Source organism: Acinetobacter sp. MYb191 (genome assembly GCF_037572605.1).
In the GTDB taxonomy this organism is placed as follows: Bacteria; Pseudomonadota; Gammaproteobacteria; order Pseudomonadales; family Moraxellaceae; genus Acinetobacter; species Acinetobacter johnsonii.
Genome location: NZ_JBBGZP010000021.1, coordinates 1 through 25,794, shown reverse-complemented (window position 1 = coordinate 25,794; position 25,794 = coordinate 1). Strand labels below are relative to the sequence as shown.

Sequence of the window (25,794 nt, the reverse complement as noted above, 5' to 3'; positions counted from 1 at the left end):
TTACCAATACAATACATGGTCAAACTGTTGTATTAAATTGGCATTAAGTTCAATACATTCTATTTCTTGCTCGGTTTGTTGAACAAAGGCAGAAGCTTGATTCTTGGTTTCAATCCAAATTGGGCTCAGGTCATAAAATTCAAAACTATCAACCATGTTTGAAGCCAGTTTAAACGCATGTTTTAAGGGTTCAAATGACTGAGCATTGTTTAATAAGCTGAGTGCAGCATCTTGTAATAAGACTTTGACTTCACAGCCAAAAGTCGCAAGAACCATCGTTGCAGACAGGCTTTCATGCACTTGCAAAGAGTTCAAATTGGCTTGGGTTAAAATAACCAGTACAGATTTCACACAATATACCTTTTAAAAGCAACAAATTCTTGAAAACTTAGCACTTAGAATTGAATTAAGCGCTCTGCAGACTGAACAGCATCGGCCAGTTCCCCTAGGCCTACCAAGTCAAAACCTATAGCAAGATTATGCTGTGCTAACTGATGACGCTGTGCATTTTCGGCATCGGTAATTCCTCGGGCCAAGGCTGCACTTACACAAACTGGTAGGCGAATGGCGAGTTTTTGCCACTCAGAACATAGATTCCGTTGGTCGTCAGGTACCCATTGCAGATCATTGGCAACCTGAACAGCATCTTGGTAGAAAAACACTCGAAAGGGTTCATTTTTCCCATGCAGTGCTTGCGCTAAACCTAGAGCATGCCATGCATGAATTGAACTCGGTGCGGAGGTAATTAGTAATAAAGTACTCATCAAACTTCACTAGAGGAATGTCCAAATCTTGCTTGGTACATTCGGACTTCATAATAAAAAGGTAGTATACAATGATTTTAGTGACTGGTGGTTTAGGCTTTATAGGCTCTCATATTGCTTTGAGCTTTATGGCGCATGGGCAAGAGGTCATTATTGTAGACAATTTATCCAATGCGAACTTACAAACTCTTGAACGATTAGAATTTATTAGTGGCATGTACGTGCCTTTTGTCAAAATTGATATACGAAATACACCTGCCTTAAACAAAGTTTTTGAGCAGTATTCCATCGATGCAGTGGTGCATGCAGCAAGTTTCAAATCGCTTGAAGAATCAGTACTGAAGCCTTTGGAATACTATAATGACAATGTCAGTTGTATCATGAGTTTACTGCGTGCCATGCAGCGCACAGGTGTCAGAACTTTGGTTCATCTTTCCAGTCTTGCGGTCTATGGTGAATCCAGCCTACATTTAGAAGAAGATTTAGAACTGAATTACGGCTATCCAAACCCGTATATCAAATCGCAGCAAATGGTCGAAGAAATTATTCGAGATACAGCAAAAACGGATAATGAATGGAAAATTGCAATTTTAAGAATGGGCAATGTTGCTGGTGCATTTGAAAATGCGATGCTCGGAGAACTGTTTCCGCCTTTACCGAAAAATATTATTCCCCTGTTGATGCAAGTCGCTGCAAAACAGCGTGATCATATTGAACTTAGAAAAAGTGCACAAACCACAGACCATAGTGTAGAGCGTAGTTTTTTACATATCCTCGATGCCTGTGATGCGATTGCAGCTTCGTTACAATGGTTAAGCACTCAACAGTTTGCTTGTGAAGCTTTTAATATCGCAGGTCAAAGTGTGTCGATACAGCAGTTGGTTGAAAAAGTTGAAAGCATGACGCAAAGTGACATTGCTACAGTCGATGTAGTTGATTCGAACATTGTGGAATTAGATCAGGTCGCAGCAGAGTGTAGTAAAGCGAAAAACGTTTTACACTGGCAAGCGAAGCGTGGCTTAGAACAGACTCTTGAAGATGGATGGCGTTTCTACCGACAAAGTTTAGATGGCCGTTAATTAATTTACCGATAATAATTATCATTTACATATTTTTGCTTAATCATTAAGATAAGGGAAACAAGCGCAAAATAATTATTTTGCAATTCACTTAAAAAGGAAGAGGTTAAAATGCAAACACGTATTGAACATGACACGATGGGCGAAGTTGAAGTACCGAGTGAAGCACTTTGGGGGGCTCAAACTCAGCGTAGTTTGCAAAACTTTAAAATTGGTAGTGAACGTTTACCACGTCCAATGATTCGTGCCATGGGCTTAGTGAAAAAAGCAGCAGCGCAGACCAATGCTGAACTTAACCAAATTCCACAAGAACTAGCGCAATACATCGTCGGTGCTGCGGATGAAGTGATTGCAGGACAGTGGGATAGCCAGTTTCCTTTGGTGGTATGGCAAACTGGTTCAGGCACACAAAGCAACATGAACTGTAATGAAGTGCTTGCCAATATCGCCAATCAGAAACTCGGCAATCCTTTAGGCGCACAAAAGCCTGTACACCCGAATGATCACGTGAACCGTGCTCAGTCGACCAATGACTCGTTCCCAACGGCGATTCATGTCGCAGCAAGTATTCAGATCAATGAATTACTGATTCCTGCGGTTACCCAGCTTCGACATACTTTAGAGGCAAAGTCTCAAGCATTTGCTGACATCGTCAAAATTGGCCGAACTCATTTACAAGATGCGACACCCTTAACCTTAGGCCAAGAATTTAGCGGTTATGTTTCTCAGCTCGATCACGGCTTAAAGCGTTTACAACAAGCACTTTCAGGTTTGTATGAACTACCTTTAGGTGGAACAGCTGTAGGAACAGGACTGAACGCTCATCCTGATTATGCAGAAAAATCAGCGGAGCAACTGGCACAGTTGACTGGACTACCTTTTGTGACTGCACCAAATAAATTTGAAGCATTGGCTGGGCGTGATGCAGCAGTGTTTGCCTCGGGTGCATTAAAAACGCTTGCGGTAAGTTTGAATAAGATTGCCAATGACATTCGCTGGTTGGCAAGTGGCCCGCGTTGTGGTTTTGGCGAGTTACGTATTCCAGAAAATGAGCCAGGCTCAAGTATTATGCCGGGGAAAGTGAATCCGACTCAAAGTGAAGCGATGACCATGGTGGTGGCTCAAGTCTTAGGCAATGACACCACGATTAATGTTGCGGGCGCATCGGGTAACTTTGAGTTGAATGTATTCATGCCAGTGATTGCGTTTAATTTGTTGCAGTCGATTCAGCTTTTGGGTGACGCATGTAATAGTTTTAATGATCACTGTGCAGTAGGTATTGAACCAAACCGTGAAAAAATTGACCACTTCTTACATGACTCATTGATGTTAGTTACGGCTTTAAACCCAGTGATTGGCTATGAAAATGCAGCGAAAGTTGCCAAAACAGCGTATAAAGAAGGCAAAACCCTAAAACAAGTGGCTGTGGAGTTAAACTTAGTCACGGCTGAGCAGTTTGATGAAGTGGTACGTCCAGAGCAAATGATTTCCCCAAATGTAAAATAGCCCTTAGCCCAGATGCTCAACTAAAGAGCAAATGAACATCAGCGGTTTTTATCTTTGGGCGAAGTCGGTACAATGGTCGACTAAAGATAAACTGCTGATGAGTTACCATGCTTGATATTTATTTGACAGATGTTCAGAAAAACGTGCAATTTAACGATTATCCGGGTGAACATCCTGTTAAATTTGTTTTAAATTTCAAAAAGATTTTCCCAAGTGTTATGGAGTTATTGCTTCCTGTACTACCTGAAAATGAAAATCTTGAAGAAATGACATGGGAATCAACTACGGCTGACTTTGAACTTTTCAAACTGTTGTTGAGTGGTTGGGGCGTGATTGAGCTACGTTTAAACGCGATCAAACAGTTTAAAGATAAAGATTTTGCAGATGCTCTAGTGAAACGTGCACAACAAAAGCGCAAAGACTTTGCAAAAGCACAGCAACAGTTGAAAACAGTTGAACTTGATTATTTATTTATGCATGAGATTCATGCATTGATCGATGCAGAATTGGTTGAACTGGGTGAAAAGTTCTATTTACCCGTTCTTCGTGACTTATGGAAAAATAAAATTCCAACTCAAGTCTTAGAAGCCAAATTTTAAGTCATTCAAAAAATCCTCCAAATGGAGGATTTTTTATATCGATAGCAAAACTATGTATTTGCGAGCACAAGAAAGTATTTAAACTGCATCTAAAGCACTAAATTTTATTATTTGGTCAAATGTTGGAATTAATATTGCTTGATACATTGCGTCATCATTCACACTATAGCCGTAAGGATTTTATAATATGTCAAATCAGTTCATCGACTTAATCACAAAGCGTCGTACCATTTATGCCATTGGTAAAAAGGTCGAGCACAGCCCTGAATTTTTAACTGATTTGATTCAAACTGCCATTAAACAAAGCCCATCATCGTTCAATTCACAGTCATCTCGGGCGGTAATTTTATTTAATGCGGAACATGAAAAGTTTTGGACTTTTGTGGCTGCAAAACTGAAGTCTTATGCTAAAGATGAAGAAAGTGCGGCTAAAACAACGGCAAAAATGGCCAGTTTTGCAGCAGGTATAGGTACAGTTTTATTTTTTGAAGATTTAGATGTAATTCAGAACCTACAAGAGCAATTTCCATCTTATGCTGAAAATTTCCCAGTATGGGCAGAGCATTCAACTGCAATAGCACAGTTTGCAACTTGGACTGCATTACATACCTTAGGTTTAGGTGCATCTTTACAGCATTACAATCCAATTGTAGATGAAGAAGTCCATGCTGAGTGGAATGTGCCTGCAAGTTGGAAACTGCGTGCACAACTGGTCTTCGGCTCGGTTGAGGGGGAAGCTAAAGAAAAAGGCTTTGTGGATGATGCTGTACGCTTTAAAGTCTTCAAATAATTAATGAAAAAGCCGCTCTACACGATGGAGCGGCTTTTTTTAGGCTGAGTTTTTTACAGGTCGACTACTTCTTCATTTTGCGGTAGTCACTCGGGCGAATAGGGCGGGTGCCGCGCCATAAACCTTTCTTGTGCTTTTTCGCATGACTTTGTAAAGCATTCATATGTTTCAAATGCTTTTTATCCTTAATATAGTCCTCATAGACCCATGCTGCACCACGTTTAACCATCTCCTCATTCATACTTCTCCGAAAACGGTAGATTTCACCTACACATCGACCGTAACGGTCAATGTCTGTAATGCGAACACGAACTACTTTCCGATAAACCATTTTTTTGATTAAGCGTTTGGATTCAGGCCCATAGCTTTGAGTGGACTCAGGAGCATCAATATAGGCAAAGCGTAATTTGGTTTCAGAGCGTCGAAAGTTAAACCGATAGCATGTCAGTGTATCACCATCACTTATAGCCGTAATTCGGCACCAATAGGTTCTACCTTTTTTAAAGGGATGGAGAAATTGGCTGAGAGCATTTTTTATTTTATAAAAAGTAAATACCAGTATCAGGCAAAGGGCGAAGCCAATACCGATGAGCCAGCTATTGGACAGGTGATCAAACATAGAGGAGAGCAATGGAAAATAAAAATATCAAAAAGACATTGTATGGTAGATACACTATTTAAAATGCTTTAAGTGATCTCAAGTGTTTATTTTTCATAACAAAATAGATGTTTAATTAAACAAGTAAACTGGAACAAATTTTTAACGAAATAAAAAAGCCAATAACTAGTTGAGTTGCATAAACTTATAGTTCATTAAGAAATAGCCTATGTGAATTTATGAGATATAAAAATAGCCTAAGTAAAAATTCTATAAATTTCACTCCTTAAAAAAAGGTGTCTTTTATTTTCCATTAAATTTTTATGCCAAAAAATTCCAATATTCATATGCGGCAGTTTCACAGGAACATCAAAAATATTGAGTAAAGGGGAAACATGTAAATGGCTCAAAATATTTTGAGGAATCGTTAAAATTGCACTTGGATATTGCTCTAAAATTTGTAGCGCAGTGGAGTAGTGCTGACAACGCAAAAAAACCTGCCTAGACAGTTGCTTACGATTTAAATGAACATCTTCAACCAAAACACCAGTACGCCGCGAAGATACACCAATATGCGGTGCAGCCAAATACAATTCAGCATTGATTTGCTGGAGCTGAGTACAAGCCACAAACTGGTCTTTGACCAAGCTCTCAAATTGAATTTTATCGCCAAAGTTTTGTTCCAAATCAATCACAAAATCAATTTGTTGAGAAACTAAATCGGCATCTACCGTTTTGCGGTCAAGCTTGCTACTCATAAACTGAATACTTAATCCAAGTTTCTGAAAGTGAGCGACTAACTTTGGGAAAACAATCGGCTCGATTTCATCATGAATCGCAATTTTTAGGCTTTGAACCATGTTCGGGTCGAAGCTTTGCTGCTGCATGGAAATACTTTGAATCGCAATTAAAGCATTTTTAATAATCAGATAATTTTGTTCTGCAAAAGGTGTTGGAAGCATTTGGCTGCCAGAGCGAACAAATAAATCATCCTTTAAATGGCTACGTAGACGCTGCAAGGCATGACTGGCAGCAGACTGCGTAATCGACAAGATTTGAGCTGCTTTTGAAATACTTTTTTGCTCATAAATCGCAATAAAAAGCGGGTATAAATTGATATCGATGCGATGAAAAAGCCCCATATCAATGGGTGACTTACTATGAATATTGTTCATGCTGATCTATAAAATAAAATCATTTTGTTCATATTAGTTTTCAGGTTATGTTGATGTAAAGCGAAAATATCAAAATAGATCGAAGGAAGTAGCCATGTTTGAACTCTCAGCACGTGCTCAAGATTATGTAGAATGTACCAAACAATTTATTCAAAACGAAATTGAGCCGATCGAAACTGACTTTTGGCATGAGGTACATGAACTGAACCAAGGTGGCGACTGGACCAAATGGCAGTGGCCTGCACAACTTGAAACGCTCAAAGCCAAAGCCAAAGCTGCGGGTTTATGGAATATGTTTTTGCCATGTCCTGAATTTGGTCAAGGTCTATCGGTTCAAGAGTATGCTCATATTGCAGAACTCACAGGTCGGAGTCTTCTTGCGCCGACCGTATTTAATTGTAATGCACCAGACAGTGGCAATATGGAAGTATTGTGGCGTTATGGTTCTGAAGCTCAAAAGCAAGAGTGGCTTACGCAGCTTTTAGATGGAAAAATTCGCTCTGTTTTCTGCATGACAGAACCAGCTGTTGCTTCATCCGATGCGACCAATATGCAAGCAACAGCCGTGATCGAAGGTGATGAAATTGTGTTAAATGGCCGTAAATGGTGGTCTTCAGGCTTAGGTGACCCCAATGCCAAAATTATTATTTTTATGGCGCATACACCAGATGAAACCAAAGATCGTCATCATCAACACTCGATGGTTCTAGTGCCTGTTGAAACAGATGGAGTTAAAATAGAACGAATGTTACCAGTCTTTGGTGACTACGATGCTCCCCATGGTCACGGCGAAATTAGCTTTAGTAATGTTCGTGTTCCTGTTTCCAACTTTATTGGTGGTGCAGGTCAAGGTTTTGAAATTGCCCAAGGTCGTTTAGGGCCGGGTCGTATTCATCACTGTATGCGCTGTATTGGTGCTGCGGAAAAATCTTTAGAGTTGATGATTGATCGCGGCATGAGTCGTACAGCATTTGGGAAAGAGATTTTAAAATTAGGCGGAAACCTAGAGCGCGTGGCTGATGCACGTGTTGCAATTGATCAAGCACGTTTATTAACCTTGTATGCTGCGTATAAAATGGATACTTTAGGGAATATGGCAGCGTTAACCGAAATCTCTGCGATTAAAGTCGTTGCGCCAAGTGTGCTTGAAAAAGTGGTTGATATGGCGATTCAAATTCACGGCGGAGCAGGTGTGTCGCGTGATACGCCTTTGACAGGTTTCTTCGCTCAAGCACGTTCACTGCGTTTGGCCGATGGGCCGGATGAAGTGCATAAAGGTATGATTGCAAAATTAGAACTGGCAAAACGCGGCTATAGTACGCGTCGTAAAAAATAATAGAGGAGAAGATCATCTCTTTAATTCATCGTGTTGAAATAAGAATAGATGATCTTCTTAGTTATAAAGAAAAGATTGATAGTTTGGGAAAAAAGAATGTCAGCGATTGATGTAGGTGGAACAGTTCGGGCGGGTGAAGAACTGGATGCTGTAGCCGTAGAAAACTGGCTCAAAGCACAAGGTGTCGATCTACAAGGGCAGGTTGAAGTCACGCAATACTCAGGCGGTGCATCTAACTGGACGTATAGATTGAAATACGACAATGTCGATCTAATTCTACGCCGCCCACCCAAAGGTACCAAAGCTAAATCTGCACATGACATGGCACGTGAATATCATGTGCAAAAGAATTTAACCCCTTTTTATCCTGTACTTCCCGAAATGGTTGCATTGTGTCAGGACGAATCTGTTCTTGGCTGTGACTTCTACGTGATGAAACGTGTAGAAGGCATTATTCCACGTGCCAATTTACCGAGAGAGCTAGATTTTAAAGAAGCCCAAGTTCGTGAGTTGTGTATCAATGTGATTGATAAACTGATCGAACTTCATCAAGTCCCATACCAAGGCACAGAACTTGAGAACCTTGGTAAAGGTGATGGTTACTGTCGTCGTCAAGTGGAAGGTTGGGACGCTCGTTTTGAAAAAGCCAAAACCATCAACGTCCCTTCATTTAAATATGTACGTAAGTGGCTGAAGGATAACATTCCAGCAGACTCAAAAACTTGTGTAATTCATAACGATTGGCGGTTTGATAATGTCATTTTAGATCCGAATCATCCGACGCAAATTATTGGCGTTTTAGATTGGGAAATGGCAACGCTTGGCGATCCACTCATGGACTTAGGTTCGGCTTTGGCATATTGGGTTGAAGAGTCGGATAGTGCACTCTTTAAAGCGACACGTCGCCAACCGACAAATCTTAAAGGCATGTTCACACGTAAAGAAGTGGTCGATTATTATTTAGAAAAAACGGGTTTAGAAGTAGAGAATTGGACCTTTTATGAAGTCTTTGGCATTTTCCGTTTAGCCGTGATTGCCCAGCAAATTTATTATCGCTATCACCACAAACAGACCAATAACCCTGCCTTCAAAGATTTTTGGATTTTAATTCACGCTCTCCATATTCGCGCACTTAAGTTGATTGGTTTACAGAAAATTGAAGCCAATGAAGTTGCTCAAAAATACATTGTTAAAATGAAGGAAATATTAGGCAAATGACCACTATTTATTTCATTCGCCACGGGCAAGCATCTTTTGGTGCAGAAAGTTATGATCAACTTTCTCCCAATGGTGAACTCCAAGCCAAAATTTTGGGTCAATATTTTGATCAGATCTTAAAAGAAGCGCCTGTGGTGGTGTCAGGCTCCATGCAGCGACATCAGCAAACGGCATGTATTTCTTTGGCAGAATGCTTTCCTGAAGTAGATGTTTTAACAAATTCTGCATGGAATGAGTTCAATCATCAACAAGTCTTTGCTCATTACGAACCGCGTTTTAATGAGCCACATTTACTAAAAGCCGATGTGGCTAAAGAGTCGAACCCACGTGCTTATTTGGCCAAGATATTTGAAGGGGCAATTGAACGCTGGACAGGTGGCGACTATCACCATGAATACGATGAATCATGGCCTGAGTTTAAAAGTCGGATTGAAGTCGCTTTACAAGATTTGTGTGATGAATTGGCTCAAAGCAAACCCCGTTATGCTGTGGTGTTTACTTCAGGCGGTGTAATTTAAGTGGTTGCAGGTAAGCTGTTGGGTTTAAGTCCAAATAAAACCTTTGCGCTAAATTGGGCTATTGCCAACAGCAGTATGACCACATTACGACTGGTGGGGAATGAACCGCAGCTTTTAAGTCTCAATGAACATCATTTTATTAAAGCCGAAAACTCAAACTTACTGACATGGATCTAAGGACAGGATTAAAACATGGCTAAAACAATTTTAATTACAGGGGCAAGTTCTGGCATTGGTGCAGGTATGGCGCGCGAATTTGCACAAAAAGGCTATAACTTGGCAATTTGCGCACGACGCTTAGATCGCCTTGAAAGTTTAAAGCAGGAACTTGAAAGCAAGTACGGGATAACAGTCATCCCTAAAGTTTTAGATGTGACCAATTACGATCAAGTGTTTGAAGTTTTTCGTGCATTTAAACAAGAATTTGGTCATTTAGACCGTGTGATTGTGAATGCTGGAATTGGAGATGGACGTCGAATTGGTAAAGGCAGTTTTGCGATTAATAAAGCCACGGTTGAAACCAACTTTATTTCAGCTCTAGCGCAGTGTGAAGCTGCAGTTGAAATTTTCCGTGAGCAAAATGCAGGGCATTTGGTTGTTATCTCGTCTATGAGTGCAATCCGCGGTATGCCGAAACATTTGACAGCGTACGGTGCAAGTAAAGCGGGTGTTGCACATTTGGCCGAAGGTATTCGTGCAGAACTGCTTAATACCCCAATCAAAGTCACTACGATTTTCCCTGGCTATATTCGTACAGAAATCAATGAGGGCGCAAAACCACTGCCTTTTGAAGTGGATGAAAAAACAGGTTCACGACTGTTGGCCGCAGAAATTGAAAAAGCCCCTGTAAAAGCCTATGTTCCTAAATGGCCATGGTTACCACTGGGTTTAGCAATGAAAATTTTACCGCTGAAATTGGTCAATAAACTGGGCTAATGATTGAAATAAAAGGCTGTGAATCAGCCTTTTTATTTTTAACTATGTGAGTGCCTTCTAAACACACTTTGCTATTTCCAGATCAGCATTTGAGTGCATTCATGAGTTGGTCATAAACTCAAGGTAGGATTGAAGAAAAAGGTGATCAAGATGTCCACACAATTCGACTTTGTTTCAGTCAGAAAAAAGCCCAATGTTCATTTTGGTGGGCGCTCAATTAGCCATGTTATTCAATGTGAAGATGGTTCACAAAAGACCCTTGGCGTTATTTTGCCTACAGATCAACCACTGACTTTTGAAACGCATGTCGCGGAGCATATTGAAATTGTTTCAGGTCAATGCCAAGTTAAAATTGGGCTACAGACTGAAATGAGACTGTATCATGCAGGTGAAAGTTTTGATGTTCCTGCCAACAGTCGCTTTAGTATGATGGCAAGTGAAGTCGTAGATTATATTTGTCACTTAGAAAAATAGCCGGAGACAAAGACTTAAAATGGCTACAACAACATTAATTCTTGATTTCTGAAGAATATTTAAGTCTGTGTATCGGTGCAATTCAACGTATACTATTTTCATCTCTTAGCTAGCTTAGACCCAGTCACTGAATATGCGATTAAAAATTTATACGTTGGCTTTGATTCCAGTCATTCTTTTTCAGGGCTATGCCGTCAAAAAAAATACACTAAGATTGGCTGAACCCGAAGGAGAGCGCATTGGACAAAAGGGCGTGGGTAAGTCGCTTTCCTTGCTCATTTTGGGGGATTCAGCAGCGGCAGGTGTTGGTGTAAATGCTCAAGATGATGCATTATTGGGTTCAATTTTAAAAGAACTGTCATCTGAATTTAGTATTCAATTTTATTTACACGCAACGACGGGATTCACCACAGATCAGGTCATTCAGTCCATCCAAACACTTGAGACACAGCATTTTGATGTCATCATTACTTCTGTGGGCGTAAATGACATTACAAAATTCACATCGCCACAGGCTTGGATCGCAAAACAGAAGCAGCTTTATCAAATACTCAAACATAAGTTTAGTCCACAACTAACAATTGCATCTGGTGTACCGCCGATGGATCAGTTTCCTGCACTTCCAAACCCACTTGCATGGTTGTTCGGTCAATATGCCAAAGCGATGAACTTAGAATTAGGCCAATTTGTCGCACAGCAAAATCAGATAGACTGGATAGAGTACGATCTAAAGAAGTTTTTGGCTTTAAACTTAGCTATGGCTGAAGACGGTTTCCACCCCAGCAAAGAAATTTATCAGTATTGGGGTAAACAAGTGGCTGAAAAAATACGCCAATCTTTTTAAAATACAATAAAGACAAATTTTCTATAGCTTATGACACATTCAGTTGAAATTGAAAAACATCCACTTAAGCCGTTCCTGCCAGCTAATGCCAAATTATTGATGCTGGGCAGCTTTCCGCCGCCCAAGACCCGCTGGAAAATGGACTTTTACTATCCAAATTTTCAAAATGATATGTGGAAAATATTTGGCCTGTGTTTTTTTCAAGATAAAAATTATTTTCTCAATATCGAGCAGAAGACCTTTAAAGAACAACAGATCCGTACATTTTTAAATGAACGGGGCATTGCGATTTTTGATACGGCCTATGAAGTGATTCGCCAAAAAGGCAATGCTTCAGATAAGTTTTTGCACATTATTACCCCAACCAATATACAACATTTACTTGAAAAAATGCCCGAATGTCATAGTGTGATGACCACTGGCGATAAAGCTACTGATACGCTCATGTTGTCTATGCCTACGGGTACGTTAAAACCACAAATTGGCATGAAGTCCGAGACACATTTTGCTGGGCGAGACCTGAGGCTTTATCGGATGCCATCTTCTTCTCGTGCCTATCCTTTGGCTTTAGAGGAAAAGGCCGAGGCTTATCACAACTTATTTTTTGAAATAGGCTTACTTTAGGTAACTATTTGGATTATCCACATGACTGAATGTTCCAACCATTCGTAGATAGTTGGTCTGCTTTAGTCTTCGTACTCAACATAGTCCCAGAGATTAAGCCGCGCTTTAATCTGTTTACGTAGTTGTGGCAGCATAGGAAATAATGTTCCATCAATCCATAGGCTGAGTGCACCTGCCGAAAGTGGCTGTTGCGATTCATCGATCAATTGTGCACCTTTCACCAAAACAAAAGTCTCTTCGCTTGCAGCTGTTTCGATCCCTTTAAACTGAACCAAAAGTTCATGGCCTGTATCTTGTATTAGCCACTCCAGTTCAATTTGGATATTTTGATTGGATTTTAAAACGACTTGCCCTTCAACCATGTCATTGTCACTCAAGCAGTCATACTCAACACGCACTTTACTTAGAAACCATTCTTGTCGAGCAAGATCTTCTAGTGTTTTGTAAGGGGGTAAAATATTACTGAGATTAAACTGACGACTTAAATCAAAAAATTGCATTACTAAACTTTATAAAGGAGAGATAAAAAAGAATGGCTGCATATTAAATCAAAGGGTGTACAGAGTAAAACCTTTCAAGACCTTGCATGAATTTAGGTATGAGATCCAATTATTCTGTTCGAGTCTTATATTCAATGGTGTTTATTAAGAAGAGCAATAGATAAAGTATTTTTAAGCTGAGCCTAAAAACAAAGCACTCAGCCTAAACAGAAAGCTATCGTACATTAGGGAATATGGATAACATCATTCACCTGTAATTACATCATCCATTCAATGGGTAGGTATGACACGGCTTTCATCATAAAACGCTGAAATTTTGTAGTTTCGGGTTCTTTTTGATGTTCAATGACAGTTCCATCTTTTTGATGTTCAAGCCAAATGATATCGCCTTGAGGATTAAGCTTTAACTCATATGCAATATGCGGGAGAAATTCATCTAACTTGTGTGAGATTGCATTTTGCAATTGATCTGACTCCACCACTAAGCCGACTTCTGTATTTAAATGGGCTGAGCGTGGGTCAAAGTTAAACGAACCGACAAAGACTTTTCCGTCTATATCAAAAAATTTGGCATGGAGCCGTGAGGAACTTCGACCTTTAGCTGGAATTACATGCCCAGTTGCTACTTCATACCATGTGTATTTTTCTCGTTCGATATAGGGTTTAAATTCATATAATTTGACGCCATTTTTGAGTAAGCCACGGCGATATTTTTTATAAAATGCATGCACAATGGCAACATCATTAGCCAATAACGAATTGGTTAAGACCCGAACTCGAGTTCCATTTTTTGCCAAATTGGAGAGATAGTCGGCACCTGCTGTGGTTGGAACAAAATATGCGGAGACCAACTCCATATGCTTTTCAGGCTTACCCATCAAATCGAACATTTGTTTGACAATGATTTCATTAGGCTTTGCTTCACCACGAATTTTATTGGGAGAATCGGCAATGAAATGAGCCTTTGCCCAGTTAACAGGATGTTTAGTTAGCTCTGAATCGACTTGTATCCGAGCCAAATCAATTTTCTGTTCAATCACATTTTTATCTAAGGCATCCGCTTCATAGTGCTGTTTTAATTGAGCCAGTTCTTCTTTTGTACCACGACCCACTAATTGGGGAATTGTGTAACTGAGATCATCATTCCAGAAATTTAGAAATACACTGTTAGCATGTTCTACAGCTTTCCCATAAAACAAAATGTCCAAATCGGTAAATTGGAATTTTTCACTGGCATCAAAGTATTCACTGCTGATGTTACGACCACCAGTTACCGCAATTGCACCATCAGCAATGATCAGTTTGTTATGCATACGATGGTTAATGTGATTGAAGCGAAAAGCGTAATCAATCACACGTAAATGACGGTATTTGTAAGGGTTAAATAATTTGATTTCAAAATTGGGATGAGCGGTCAGCTTTTTGAAAGTTTCATCAAGTGCCGTGCCGTTTTGGTCATCAATCAATAAACGTACTTTCACCCCACGATCCGCAGCATTCAGCAGTTCGTGCAACATCATATGGCCTATAAAGTCATCTCCCCAAATATAGTATTGGACATCTAGACTGTTCTTGGCTTCTCGGATCAAGTGCAGACGTGAGGCAATGCTCATAAACGCTTCGTCTAGCGTCAAATAAGCCGTAAGACCCTGTTTTTGCTGTGCAGATACATCTTGACCATCAAGCCAATGCTCTGCATATACTTCTACAGGGGCTGAAGGCTTAGCCTGATTGGGGGCGAGTTGGCATCCCGCGAGTGTCAATACGGTGCTCAGTAAAATTAGCGGTCGACAATGAGTTGGTATCGCCATATTTCTTTTAAAGACCTAATTTTTATAAGTTATATATTTCACATGTTATAGGTTGAAACAGAGAATAAAAAGCGGTTACTGTAGCGCATCTGTTAAAGACCTGTTAAGGATAGCGAAAATGAAATCACGTGCAGCTGTTGCCTTTGGACCTGGACAACCTCTGGAAATTGTAGAAATTGATGTTGCTCCACCGCAAAAAGGTGAAGTTTTAGTCAAGATTACCCATACAGGTGTATGCCATACAGACGCATTTACTTTATCTGGTGATGATCCTGAAGGTGTTTTCCCAGCAGTTTTAGGCCATGAAGGTGCGGGTATCGTAGTTCAGGTCGGTGAAGGTGTAACCAGCGTTCAGCCGGGTGATCATGTTATTCCACTGTATACGGCTGAGTGTGGCGAGTGTTTATTCTGTCAGTCAGGCAAGACCAATCTATGTGTTGCAGTCCGTGCGACGCAGGGCAAAGGTCTGATGCCCGATGGTACAACGCGTTTTTCTTATAATGGACAACCGATTTATCACTACATGGGCTGTTCAACCTTTTCTGAATATACCGTTGTCGCAGAAGTGTCTTTGGCTAAAATCAATCCAGATGCTAACCCTGAACACGTCTGCCTATTGGGTTGCGGCGTGACCACTGGTTTAGGTGCAGTCAAAAATACAGCCAAAGTACAAGAGGGTGATACCGTTGCAGTCTTTGGTTTAGGTGGTATTGGTCTAGCAGTTGTACAAGGTGCAAAAAAAGCCAAAGCCAGCCGTATTATTGCGGTTGATACGAACCCTGACAAATATAAATTAGCAGCAGAATTCGGAGCAACTGATTTTGTAAACCCAAAGGATCATGACCGTCCTGTACAAGAAGTCATTGTTGAAATGACTGGTTGGGGAGTTGATCACTCATTTGAATGTATTGGTAATACTAATGTCATGCGCTCAGCACTTGAATGTGCACACCGTGGTTGGGGCCAGTCGGTGATTATTGGTGTGGCAGGTGCAGGCCAAGAGATTTCAACGCGTCCATTCCAACTGGTCACTGGCCGTACCTGGAAAGGGACAGCTTTTGGTGGTGTAAAAGGTCGTTCGCAACTGCCTGGTATGGTTGAAGAAGCAATGACTGGCGACATTCGTTTAGCTCCATTTGTTACGCATACCATGGGTCTCGGCAAAATCAATGAAGCCTTTGACTTAATGCATGATGGAAAATCAATCCGTACTGTGATTCATTTTGAAGACTAATTCGCTGTAATATGTTTAAAAAACCAAGCTTCGGCTTGGTTTTTTGTTTTTGATTAGAAGAAAAGGGAATTGGCAAAACTGTTCATGTTGTTAGACAAAAATGATAAAAAATGTCAATTCGTTAGATTTTGTCCTTTTATGACATAGTCGAAAATAGGTTCTCACCTTATCTTGATGTCTCAATAATGCACACTTGTATAAAAATAAACTAAAGCAGAGGGTGACTATGGGAAAGAATGTTGAATACCGTCCTGAATGGGTACGTGAAGATTTCATCGATTTTCTGGCTGAAAAAGTCAATCCGCTATGGGCATGGAAAAAAGCCAAAGCGCGGATTGTTGCAAAACATCACTTGTCAGATGACTTCGTGTACATGCAGTTACAGCCAAATCATCATTTTAAAGCAACCGACTATCAAGCTGGGCAAAGTATCTTAGTGACAGTACTCATTGCTGGTGTACGTTGGCAGCGCAGCTATTCGATTGTCGAGATTATAGAAAATGGCAATCTTGTGGTTGCTGTCAAACAACAGGGCAAAGTCTCAAATGCGCTCACTCAACAGCCTGTAAAAAGTGTAGTTGAAATTTCCCAAACGCAGGGCGAATTTGTTTTGAAAACTCGGCCTCACTCTGCACTGATGATTGCCTCGGGAAGTGGTGTTACTGCAATTTACGCATTGATTAAGGCTGCATTAAAACGCCCACAAACAGTTTCCAATATTGATCTCATTTACTTTACGCGGGATGATAGCTTTCATGCAGAACTACAACTTCTGACGGAACATTATCCGCAGTTTAAATACCACCATATTAATACACTGAATCATAAACAACATTTGAGCCTAGAGTTGCTTAGCCAAAAGGTTGAAGGTTTTGAACAACGTGAATGCTATGCCTGCGGTGCTGCCAATATGATGCAAAGCCTGACAGAAATTTATCAAGCTTTAGACTTAGTGGACCATCTGCATACCGAATACTTTCAAATTGTTGTCGATCACACCCAAAGTGCTCAAGTGGTCACGTTTCAACGTTCGCAGCAACAGTTTCAGGCCAAAAGCAATTTATTAGACAGTGCAGAACAGGCGGGTTTACGTCCCGCACATGGTTGTCGTATGGGCATTTGTAATACTTGTTCATGTACCAAAGTTCAGGGTGTGGTGCGGAATCTGCTCACAGGCGAGCTTGATCAAAACAATAACACACAAATTAAATTATGCATTTCACAGGCGGTTAGTCCTGTTGTGATCAACCTTTAAGAAGGCATAGATATGAATCTTCCCGTTTATTTTAGTGAAAGCAGTAAATCCAAATATTTAAGCCCTGCGCAAGTCGAAGAGTTTGGTGCGAAAGTTGAAGCGATCCGTCGTGAAGTGATGGAAAGTCTCAATGAAAAAGATGCTGAGTATATTTATAAAATTCGAAATTTTGTGCGCTATAGCGAAATAAGCGCACGAACGATGCTTATGTTTGCAGGATGGCTGCCTCCAGTATGGATTTTGGGCACAGGTTTATTGGGGGTATCTAAAATCGTAGAAAATATGGAGCTTGGGCATAATGTCATGCATGGTCAGTTTGACTGGTTAAATGACCCGAGTCTCAATGGGGCAAATTATGACTGGGATACTATGGCCACAGGCCCCGACTGGAAACATACGCATAATTATATCCATCATACCTACACCAATATTGTTGGTATGGACCATGATGTCGGCTATGGCTTAGTCCGTGTGAGCGATGCACAGGTCTGGGAACCTCGCTTTTTGTTGAATCTACCTTTAGCTGCACAATTGATGGTGTTTTTTGAGTGGTATGTTGGTATACAAAATCTGCATATAGAGGATGTGGTCGCCTATAAAACAAAAACTTGGCACGAAGTTTGGGCAGAGTCATATGATTTTAGGCAGAAAATGAAACGCCAAGTGATTAAGGACTATGTCTTTTTCCCAATCATTGCCGGGCCAAATGCACTGCCAGTTTTTGCAGGAAATGCGGTAGCCAATGTTATTCGTAGTTTATGGGCATCCGCGGTGATTTTTAATGGTCACTTTACCGAAGACGCTGAAAACTTTGAAATGGACAATATCGACAATGAAACACGGGCCGAATGGTATCTGCGTCAAATTCGAGGCTCAAGTAATTTTAGTGGGACACAGGGCTTGCATATCTTAAGCGGGAACTTGAGTCATCAAATCGAACATCATCTTTTCCCGGACATGCCAGCCAATCGCTACGCACAAGTCGCGCCCAAAATTAAAGCACTGTGTGCAGAGTATGGAATTCATTACAATGAAGCGAGCTTTATCAAACAGTTTTCATCTGTTTGGGTGAAATTGGCTAAATACTCGCTGCCAAATGAATGTTATGAAAAAAGTGACCCTACACAGTCTTTTCTGAAACATAATTTGAGTTTATTGAAGAAAAAAATCTTTAAATCATAGCTCACAAGTATGTACCAGAGCAGAAACTTTATTGGATAATATTGACCCATTAGGTTTCTGCTTTTTTTTTGCACAAAAGTAGGGCGTAAAACCCCTCTATATGATGTCTTTGTGTAAGTCGGATTAAATTTAATCATTATGTGAATAGTCGGTATTTACTTAAAATAAATTATTGTTAATATTGGTTTTTCAGTGAAAGTTGTTTAGCTTTGCTATGTCGCTCAAATGCATGCTCATTTGCTATTGAAAACGGCTCTCAGTTATTTGTCTAATTTGTGTAATAGTTGCAATTTTTCATTGGTATACGCTTATATAAGTTGTATATGATGCATATTGTGATGGTAATCACGCAGCGTCATTATACTTATATTTACTTTTTGTTTTTTCATTGTTTTTCATGACTTTGCTTGATTTCTTTTTTAAACAATATGTCTGGTTATGGACTAAACCAGCAAGTTTAAGTTGCAGATAATTATTATGTCTCGAACCCATTCACAGCCTAAGAATAAATCTAAAAATATTGCTTATGATCAACAGGCAGGAAAGAGTTCTACTTCAAAAAAAGACCACCATCTGATTGATATTATTCCTCAGCTTTTTTGGATTCATAATGACGTCTGCAAATATATAAATTTACCCTTACGCCAGTATGTGGGAGGAATGGATTTATCCGCAGATAGCTTCAATTTGGTCGAATATATTCATCCAGAAGATGTGCCAGCATTAGATGAATTTTTGCATCAACCGATAATTGCCGAGCTCACATTTGAAAAAACCTGTCGGATTCGTAATCATCAGGGCCAGTATCATTGGTTCTTAGTCCAAGGTGAAATGGATCGCTCTACGGCTGGATTTCAACTGAGTTGCACTGATATTCATCAGGGCATGAAAATTTATATCGAGTCTTTGGCGCTGTTACGTGCCCATTCGGATATGTTAAATGCCAGCGTAGACTGCATTATTGTGGTTGAGCCAGATGGTATGGTCACCCATATGAATAAGTCGGCATGTGTCATGTTATTGGGAAGTGCAGATGCTAAGGACTTTGGTATGTCTTGGGTCGAACTTTTGCCTCCTGCGGTGCGTAAAAAAGCCAAAAAAGCATTGCATGACGCAGGCCAAGGCCAAATTTCCCGTTTTAACGGCATGAGTTTATCGGACGGTAAAGTTTATTATTGGGATAATGTTCTGACACCTGTACTTGATGTTGACGGAGAGACCCAGAGTATTTTATGTGTTTCACGTGATATCACGCTACAATATCTGACAGAAAAAAAATTAAAACAAGGCAGTGAACGTGATGAGTTAACCGGTTTAAATAACCGACGTGCGTTTAAAGAAAAAATCAGAAAACTGTATAGTAGTGCACGTGATAAAAAACAAAAGTTAGCCGTCATGTTGATGGATTTAGATCACTTTAAAACCATCAATGACACACTCGGTTATGCCGCAGGTGACCACCTTTTAAGAATTTTATCGAAACGCTTAAAACAAATTTTAGAAGGACGTGCTTTCTTGGCGCGTCTTGGTGGGGATGAGTTTGGTGTGATTATTCCGCATGTGCAGGATATAGGCGAGCTCAATCAAATTGCCCAACAGATTTTGCAACAACTAGAAATCCCCATTACGTTTTCGGGTAACTACATCAATGGCGGCATGAGCATTGGATGTGGCCTCTATCCAGATGACGCCAATGACCTCAGTGAGTTACTCAAGTGTGCTGACACAGCACTCAATGATGTTAAAGCACAAGGGCGTGGTGGTATGCGCATGTTTGATCAGGATATGTTTAATGCGGTACGGGAGCAATCTGAACAACTTAATTGTGCGCATCAAATTATTCGTAATGTTGCAATCGAGGCTTTCTTTCAACCGAAAGTCTGTTTAGATTCAGAACGAATTATTGGTTATGAAGCGCTATTACGCTGGCGTGATGATCAAAATAACATTCAAAGCCCTGCACGAATTGCAGCAGCCTTTAATGATTATGAGTTATCCAGCCGTATTGGTGAGATTATGCAGCATCAGGTCTTCAAGCAGATTACTGAATGGCGGGCAAAAGGCTTACAGATTGTACCCATTTCAATTAATGCAGCACCTGTTGAGTTTATGCGTGATAATTTTGCAGAGATCTTTTTAAAACGTCTCAAAGCCTACCGCATCCCCTCGAAATTTGTTGAAATCGAGGTTACTGAATATCATTTGGCTGAACGTGGCTATGAATACGTGGTTCGCGCCTTAAAAAAACTCAAAGCAAATGGTGTGCGAATAGCACTGGATGATTTTGGTACTGGACATTCTTCTCTTACTCATTTACGTGACTATCCTGTTGATATTATTAAAGTTGACTGCTCTTTTGTGCAACGTTTAAGTGATGATAAATCGATTTATGCCATCGTCGAAGGGTTAGCCAAACTTGGCCCGATTTTATCGATGGATATCGTTGCTGAAGGGATTGAAACTGAAACGCAATTGCAGCTTTTAAGAGATATGGGCTGCCATATTGGGCAAGGTTATTTATTTAGCCCGCCTGTTTGTGCTCAGCAGGCAGAAATGCAGTTGCTAAAACTGCACTAGGCTTGGCTTCAGTTCTCATGAACTCAAATATGATGAGGCAATTGAGCTAAAGGCTAAGACAGCAACTTAAACAGGATAGAACAGAATTTTTTGTATAAAAAAGTGTTGTAAAAGCAAAAAAATCAGCGTATTTTAAAATTCAGATAACATATTTTTGAAGATATAAAAATGTTAAAGCAACCTGTAACCTCTAACGCAAATTATTACTTTTGGCAATTTAGATAATTGCCTGAATGCGTTCGGGCATCAAAAGGTTGCCCACCTAGTTAATACCTGATCGGCAACCCTGGTCAGGTTTTTTTATATCTGCTGTTTTAATAAATTTTGGAGTATTTCATGAAAACAACTAACTATTCATACTTTAGCAACTTTTATTGGTTTTACTTTAGTCAATTTATGACTTTAGCCCAGCAATCCATTAGACCCATAACGCTCAAATAAAAGATCGGACTGAAGAACACAGTCCAAAGGATACAAACCAATGAATGCTCTAAATACTGCACTACAAAGTACACAAACAACAGTTCAAGAAACACTTTTAAGTTTGCCGCAGCAACTTAAAGCGCAGTTGCCACTTTCAGCGCCATTAAAACTACAAATTGCTGAACAGCGTCAAACCATTCAAAATATATTAGAAGGCAAAGACCATCGTTTAATGGTCATTACTGGCCCGTGTTCCATTCATGACCCTATTGCGGTTTTAGAATACGCTGAAAAGTTAAAACAATTACAAACCAAAGTTTCAGATCAGATTTTCTTCGTAATGCGTGCTTATATTGAAAAACCTCGGACTACAGTGGGTTGGAAAGGTTTTTTATACGATCCTCTACTCGATGGATCTTCCAATATGCAGTTGGGACTAGAGCAGTCTCGAGCATTGTATTTAGCGATTATTGAAATGGGTCTGCCGATTGCTACAGAAATTTTAAGCCCAATGGCGACTGCTTATTTCGATGATCTGTTGGCGTGGGGAGCCATTGGTGCGCGTACCAGCGAGTCGCAGATTCACCGTGAAATTTCGAGTCATATGCCGTTCAGCATTGGTTTCAAAAATGGTACAGATGGTTCAATTCAAATTGCACTGGATGCGATTCAGTCTGCATCAAACCCGCACCAGCTCATGGGAATTGGGCAGCAAGGCATGGCATGTATGCTTCAGTCCCAAGGAAATCCGAAGACACACTTGATTTTACGTGGTGCAAACTCAGGGCCTAACTATGCTTTAGCAGATATTCGTCATATGCAAGATAAAGTCAAAGGTGAATTACCCGCGTTGGTGATTGACTGTAGTCATGGGAACAGTAGTAAAAATCCACTTAATCAACCTGATGTACTGCGTCGAATTGTTGCGGAACGCACGCAAAGCAATGTGTGTGGTGTCATGCTTGAGAGTCACTTGGTTGATGGTAACCAGAAAATTTCAGATGACATGGTCTATGGTCAGTCTGTTACGGATGGCTGTTTAGGCTGGGAAAAAACTGAGCAAGTCCTTTTAGAGGTTGCCGACACATTACGCAGCCATGCCGTTCAACGTAGTGCTTAATCAACGCAGCCAAAAAGACCTTTCAATGAAAGGTCTTTTTTTTGTGATCCAGTTCAATAAATGAAGATAATAAATTGAAAAATAAGCTAAAAGTTATTTATCAAACGATAAATTAGGTTGAGCTAGAGCAAAAACTTATGCAAAATCAGAAGCCTGAAATAACACGATAAAAAATTGTATTTTGAATAAAAGAAATGCTTTTTAAGTCAGCTATTTGCACTAATTTTTAGAGAACACTATGTATTCTGCAGAACTTTTAGAAGAAGCCCGTCGGATGATGTTTCACATGCTCAGCAAAGTGGTTGAGTATGGTGGCTCAGACTTATTTATATCTGCAGACTTTCCGCCAAGTATTAAGCATCAGGGCCTTATGAAGCCATTGGGTCAACAAAATTTGCCATCTGATCAGACCAAACTCTTTGCTTATAGTTTAATGAACGAAAAGCAACGATTGGAGTTCGAAACTGAGCTTGAGTGTAATTTTGCAATTAGCGTTCCCAATGTTTCGCGTTTTCGTGTCAATGTTTTTCAGCAGCAACAGCATGTGGGGATGGTGATTCGTACGATTACCGCGGAAATTCCCAACTTCACTAAGTTACAACTTCCAACGTCTTTAAAAGACGTGATTATGGAAAAACGTGGTTTGGTACTTGTTGTCGGTGGTACAGGGTCGGGTAAATCGACGTCTTTGGCAGCCATGATTGATCATCGAAATGAAAACTCGGCAGGGCACATTATTACGGTTGAAGACCCTGTGGAGTATGTACATAAACATAAGAAATCGATGATTACTCATCGGGAAGTGGGTGTAGACTGTCATTCTTGGCACAATGCTTTGAAAAATACTTTGCGCCAAGCGCCCGATGTCATTTTAATTGGTGAGATTCGTGACACAGAGACTATGGAGCATGCCATAGCTTTTGCAGAAACAGGCCACTTATGCCTAGGCACATTACATGCTAATAATGCAAATCAGGCTTTAGATCGAATTATTAACTTTTTCCCAGACGAACGTCGCAATCAACTTTTGATGGACTTATCTTCCAATATGAAGGCGATTATTTCACAGCGTCTGGTGCGAACTGAAGATGGTCGTGGTCGCCGAGCAGCAGTGGAAATCATGCTCAATACCCCGTTGATGTCAGACTTGATACTTAAAGGGAATTTTCATGAACTCAAAGAAGTGATGTCGAAGTCACGAGAGCTAGGTATGCAGACCTTTGATCAGGCTTTGTTTGATTTATACAATCAAGGTGCAATTGCTTATGAAGAAGCGCTGCGAAATGCAGACTCGGTCAATGAATTACGTCTACAGATTAAATTAAAGAGTAGTCGTGCTAATCCACAGTTAAACTCAAGTAGTGCTTTGTCTTTTGATCAAGCGGTTGCCGAAAAGGCCAAAGAAGCTGAAGAAGAGAAAGACGACGCTTAATTTTTGAGTCCGTATGTTCATTACTATGGGCATACGGATTGATGTTTTAAGCGGTTTTCTTTCTATTCGTAATAAAGGCATAGAAAGTTAAACTTAAAATAGTTGTCAGAGCACAGAATAAATAGGTAAAGCTATAACCTTGCTTAGAAATGAGTATGCCCAACGATACAGAGCCAAATGCAATGCCTAAGTCATACATGGTAAAGAATGTAGAGGTCGCATGGCCAATCCGATGCTTTTCCGTACCTTGAATAGCTAAAGTTTGTAGACAAGGCTGTGCAGAACCAAAGCCCATGCCAACGCATACTGCCGCAACCAATAAACCCGTCAGAGATTGAATCTGACTGAGAATCACAAGCCCCAAGCTAAATAATATAATCGCTGGGTAAATCACATAGCTCGCTCCGTGATGGTCATAAATTTTTCCTGTAATCGGGCGTAGACTCATCATAGAAATTGCAAAGACGATAAAAAACAGGCTTGCATAGTTCAGCAGATGTTTAGACTCTGCATAAGTTGAAATGAACGACATGATACTGGCATAGGAAAAAGAAACGATCATGCCCATAATTGAAATATTTAAGGCTTTAGTTTCAACAAAGTCATGGATACTGAGCTTGCGCTTCACGGGTGGTGTCAATTTTTGAGTGGTCTGCTGAATTGGGATAAAGAAGCAAAACAAGAAACCGAGACAGACACTAAACGCTAAAATCCCTGCGATCATTGGATAGGATGCAGATTGGATCAGGGTTAAGCCGAGGAATGGCCCAAGTACAATCCCTAGATTTATGGACATGATAAAATAGCCCATGCCTTCGCCTTTACGTTTTTCTGGAATAAACTCATTGACGATAGGTACGGCAACTGTTGTGACTATACTGAACCAAATGCCATGTAGAAAACGAATCAGTAACAATAGGTGTAAATTATCAGCAAACAAATAAGCCAAGGAAAACAAACAAAATAGGGCTTCCGCGATAAAAAGCGTTTTCTTACTGCCAAATTTTTCAATAATGAGTCCGCTAAAAGGACGAACTGCGATAGACGATGCCATGAACAAAGTCATAGCTAAGCCTGCTTGTGCAAGACTTCCACCCAAATCATTCAAAATATAGATTGGAAGGATTGAGGTCTGTGCAAAGTAAAAAATGAACAAAAACAGATTGTTCGCTAAGCAAAGAATAAAAGACTTATTCCATAGTGATGATGTATTGAGAGCAGACATGCAGAACCCTTGGCTCGAAGATGAGGCCACAGAACGTAAACTGTTGTTATTATTTTATGCAGAAGCTAGGTTACGGCTGTGAAATTGAAACAATCAAATTATAAGATAATGCACGTGAAAAGTATAATTATAGTGATAAATACAGATATTTAATCGAGATGAATACATAAATATCTAGTTAATTTATCAAAATAAGAGAATTGTTGTAAAAAAATCAGTCCGCAGACTGATTTTTTGAGCCGCAAATATGAATACTAGGCTTATAGACCTGCTTCATAGGCTGTGCTTGAAAGGAGTTGTTCTACATCTGCGATATTGTCTGGTTTGATTTTATAAATCCAACCTTTGCCGTAGGGGTCATCATTGACGAAGTCAGGATCATCTTCCAAATTGGCATTGATTTCTACCACGGTGCCAGAAACCGGTGCATGAATATCAGAAGCCGTTTTTACAGATTCAACCACACCCGCTTGTTCGCCTGCAGTGATTTGCTGACCAACTTCTGGTGTTTCAACATAGACTAAATCGCCTAAGGCATCCTGTGCATGGTCTGAAATACCAGTTACAACAATAT

General features: G+C 40.2%; 24 protein-coding genes and 1 pseudogene. 17 read left to right on the top strand and 8 right to left on the bottom strand.

The window, feature by feature from the left end; all coding sequences use genetic code 11:
* Together WH214_RS13755 and tusD are read right to left on the bottom strand one after the other, a co-directional pair.
* Nucleotides 1-351: a hypothetical protein gene (locus WH214_RS13755; RefSeq protein WP_279678082.1), complete on the bottom strand. Its 351-nt coding sequence runs from the start codon at nucleotides 349-351 to the stop codon at nucleotides 1-3.
* 44 nt (nucleotides 352-395) lie between these two features.
* On the bottom strand, nucleotides 396-764 hold the full coding sequence (gene tusD / locus WH214_RS13750; protein WP_339422823.1) for a sulfurtransferase complex subunit TusD: 369 nt from the start codon (nucleotides 762-764) through the stop codon (nucleotides 396-398).
* Nucleotides 765-835: 71 nt separating this feature from the next.
* Between tusD and WH214_RS13745 the strand changes: the two genes are divergently transcribed.
* The 4 genes from WH214_RS13745 (at nucleotide 836) to WH214_RS13730 (ending at nucleotide 4,738) form a co-directional block, all read left to right on the top strand.
* Nucleotides 836-1,843 carry an NAD-dependent epimerase/dehydratase family protein gene (locus tag WH214_RS13745; RefSeq protein ID WP_339422822.1) on the top strand — a complete coding sequence of 336 codons (1,008 nt, stop codon included), beginning with the start codon at nucleotides 836-838 and terminating at the stop codon, nucleotides 1,841-1,843.
* 111 nt (nucleotides 1,844-1,954) lie between these two features.
* Entirely contained in the window at nucleotides 1,955-3,349 is a 1,395-nt protein-coding gene (gene fumC / locus WH214_RS13740) for a class II fumarate hydratase (RefSeq protein ID WP_339422821.1), read from the top strand.
* A 107-nt stretch (nucleotides 3,350-3,456) separates the two neighbouring features.
* Nucleotides 3,457-3,948 carry a hypothetical protein gene (locus WH214_RS13735; protein ID WP_151836388.1) on the top strand — a complete coding sequence of 164 codons (492 nt, stop codon included), beginning with the start codon at nucleotides 3,457-3,459 and terminating at the stop codon, nucleotides 3,946-3,948.
* A 187-nt stretch (nucleotides 3,949-4,135) separates the two neighbouring features.
* Nucleotides 4,136-4,738: a nitroreductase family protein gene (locus WH214_RS13730; protein WP_339422820.1), complete on the top strand. Its 603-nt coding sequence runs from the start codon at nucleotides 4,136-4,138 to the stop codon at nucleotides 4,736-4,738.
* Between the two features lie 64 nt (nucleotides 4,739-4,802).
* Here the strand turns inward: WH214_RS13730 and WH214_RS13725 are convergent, their stop codons facing one another.
* Both WH214_RS13725 and WH214_RS13720 read right to left on the bottom strand, forming a co-directional pair.
* Nucleotides 4,803-5,357 (bottom strand): thermonuclease family protein, encoded by a 555-nt coding sequence (locus tag WH214_RS13725; RefSeq protein WP_339993594.1) that lies wholly within the window; start codon nucleotides 5,355-5,357, stop codon nucleotides 4,803-4,805.
* 236 nt (nucleotides 5,358-5,593) lie between these two features.
* Nucleotides 5,594-6,511 (bottom strand): LysR family transcriptional regulator, encoded by a 918-nt coding sequence (locus WH214_RS13720; RefSeq protein ID WP_339422819.1) that lies wholly within the window; start codon nucleotides 6,509-6,511, stop codon nucleotides 5,594-5,596.
* Between the two features lie 94 nt (nucleotides 6,512-6,605).
* On the opposite strand from WH214_RS13720, the gene WH214_RS13715 reads away from it, so the two are divergent.
* From WH214_RS13715 to WH214_RS13685, 7 genes and pseudogenes are all read left to right on the top strand, one after another.
* Nucleotides 6,606-7,847: an acyl-CoA dehydrogenase family protein gene (locus tag WH214_RS13715; protein WP_339422818.1), complete on the top strand. Its 1,242-nt coding sequence runs from the start codon at nucleotides 6,606-6,608 to the stop codon at nucleotides 7,845-7,847.
* Between the two features lie 96 nt (nucleotides 7,848-7,943).
* A complete protein-coding gene (locus WH214_RS13710; protein ID WP_339422817.1) occupies nucleotides 7,944-9,065 on the top strand; it encodes a phosphotransferase family protein in 1,122 nt (373 codons plus the stop codon).
* Nucleotides 9,062-9,760: pseudogene (locus WH214_RS13705) on the top strand (histidine phosphatase family protein). Before WH214_RS13710 ends, WH214_RS13705 begins: the two are co-directional and overlap by 4 nt.
* A 15-nt stretch (nucleotides 9,761-9,775) precedes the next feature.
* Complete coding sequence (locus WH214_RS13700; RefSeq protein ID WP_339422816.1) at nucleotides 9,776-10,519, top strand: SDR family oxidoreductase; 744 nt, start codon at nucleotides 9,776-9,778, stop codon at nucleotides 10,517-10,519.
* A gap of 150 nt (nucleotides 10,520-10,669) precedes the next feature.
* Nucleotides 10,670-10,993 carry a pyrimidine/purine nucleoside phosphorylase gene (locus tag WH214_RS13695; RefSeq protein ID WP_004693265.1) on the top strand — a complete coding sequence of 108 codons (324 nt, stop codon included), beginning with the start codon at nucleotides 10,670-10,672 and terminating at the stop codon, nucleotides 10,991-10,993.
* A gap of 133 nt (nucleotides 10,994-11,126) precedes the next feature.
* Nucleotides 11,127-11,837 (top strand): SGNH/GDSL hydrolase family protein, encoded by a 711-nt coding sequence (locus tag WH214_RS13690; protein WP_339422815.1) that lies wholly within the window; start codon nucleotides 11,127-11,129, stop codon nucleotides 11,835-11,837.
* Nucleotides 11,838-11,867: 30 nt separating this feature from the next.
* A complete protein-coding gene (locus tag WH214_RS13685; protein WP_339422814.1) occupies nucleotides 11,868-12,461 on the top strand; it encodes a uracil-DNA glycosylase family protein in 594 nt (197 codons plus the stop codon).
* A 62-nt stretch (nucleotides 12,462-12,523) separates the two neighbouring features.
* Here WH214_RS13685 and WH214_RS13680 read toward each other — a convergent pair whose 3' ends face one another.
* Together WH214_RS13680 and WH214_RS13675 are read right to left on the bottom strand one after the other, a co-directional pair.
* Entirely contained in the window at nucleotides 12,524-12,961 is a 438-nt protein-coding gene (locus WH214_RS13680) for a hypothetical protein (RefSeq protein ID WP_339422813.1), read from the bottom strand.
* 257 nt (nucleotides 12,962-13,218) lie between these two features.
* Nucleotides 13,219-14,772, bottom strand: coding sequence for a phospholipase D family protein (locus WH214_RS13675; protein WP_339422812.1), 1,554 nt, complete (start codon nucleotides 14,770-14,772; stop codon nucleotides 13,219-13,221).
* A gap of 118 nt (nucleotides 14,773-14,890) precedes the next feature.
* Between WH214_RS13675 and WH214_RS13670 the strand changes: the two genes are divergently transcribed.
* The 6 genes from WH214_RS13670 to WH214_RS13645 all read left to right on the top strand — a co-directional run bounded on the left by WH214_RS13670 (nucleotide 14,891) and on the right by WH214_RS13645 (nucleotide 23,995).
* Nucleotides 14,891-16,006 (top strand): S-(hydroxymethyl)glutathione dehydrogenase/class III alcohol dehydrogenase, encoded by a 1,116-nt coding sequence (locus tag WH214_RS13670; RefSeq protein ID WP_339422811.1) that lies wholly within the window; start codon nucleotides 14,891-14,893, stop codon nucleotides 16,004-16,006.
* A gap of 226 nt (nucleotides 16,007-16,232) precedes the next feature.
* Nucleotides 16,233-17,261: a flavin reductase family protein gene (locus WH214_RS13665; protein WP_339422810.1), complete on the top strand. Its 1,029-nt coding sequence runs from the start codon at nucleotides 16,233-16,235 to the stop codon at nucleotides 17,259-17,261.
* A gap of 12 nt (nucleotides 17,262-17,273) precedes the next feature.
* On the top strand, nucleotides 17,274-18,443 hold the full coding sequence (locus tag WH214_RS13660; protein ID WP_339422809.1) for a fatty acid desaturase family protein: 1,170 nt from the start codon (nucleotides 17,274-17,276) through the stop codon (nucleotides 18,441-18,443).
* A 477-nt stretch (nucleotides 18,444-18,920) separates the two neighbouring features.
* Nucleotides 18,921-21,020 carry an EAL domain-containing protein gene (locus tag WH214_RS13655; RefSeq protein WP_339993589.1) on the top strand — a complete coding sequence of 700 codons (2,100 nt, stop codon included), beginning with the start codon at nucleotides 18,921-18,923 and terminating at the stop codon, nucleotides 21,018-21,020.
* A 481-nt stretch (nucleotides 21,021-21,501) separates the two neighbouring features.
* The gene (locus tag WH214_RS13650; protein WP_339422807.1) at nucleotides 21,502-22,563 is read left to right on the top strand and encodes a 3-deoxy-7-phosphoheptulonate synthase; all 1,062 of its coding nucleotides are present in this window, start codon (nucleotides 21,502-21,504) and stop codon (nucleotides 22,561-22,563) included.
* 238 nt (nucleotides 22,564-22,801) lie between these two features.
* Nucleotides 22,802-23,995 (top strand): PilT/PilU family type 4a pilus ATPase, encoded by a 1,194-nt coding sequence (locus tag WH214_RS13645; protein WP_339422806.1) that lies wholly within the window; start codon nucleotides 22,802-22,804, stop codon nucleotides 23,993-23,995.
* Between the two features lie 46 nt (nucleotides 23,996-24,041).
* On the opposite strand, the gene WH214_RS13640 is transcribed toward WH214_RS13645, so the two are convergent.
* Nucleotides 24,042-25,220: an MFS transporter gene (locus tag WH214_RS13640; RefSeq protein ID WP_339422805.1), complete on the bottom strand. Its 1,179-nt coding sequence runs from the start codon at nucleotides 25,218-25,220 to the stop codon at nucleotides 24,042-24,044.
* A 260-nt stretch (nucleotides 25,221-25,480) separates the two neighbouring features.
* On the bottom strand, nucleotides 25,481-25,794 hold a 314-nt coding region (gcvH, locus tag WH214_RS13635; protein ID WP_339993586.1), incomplete at its 5' end, for a glycine cleavage system protein GcvH.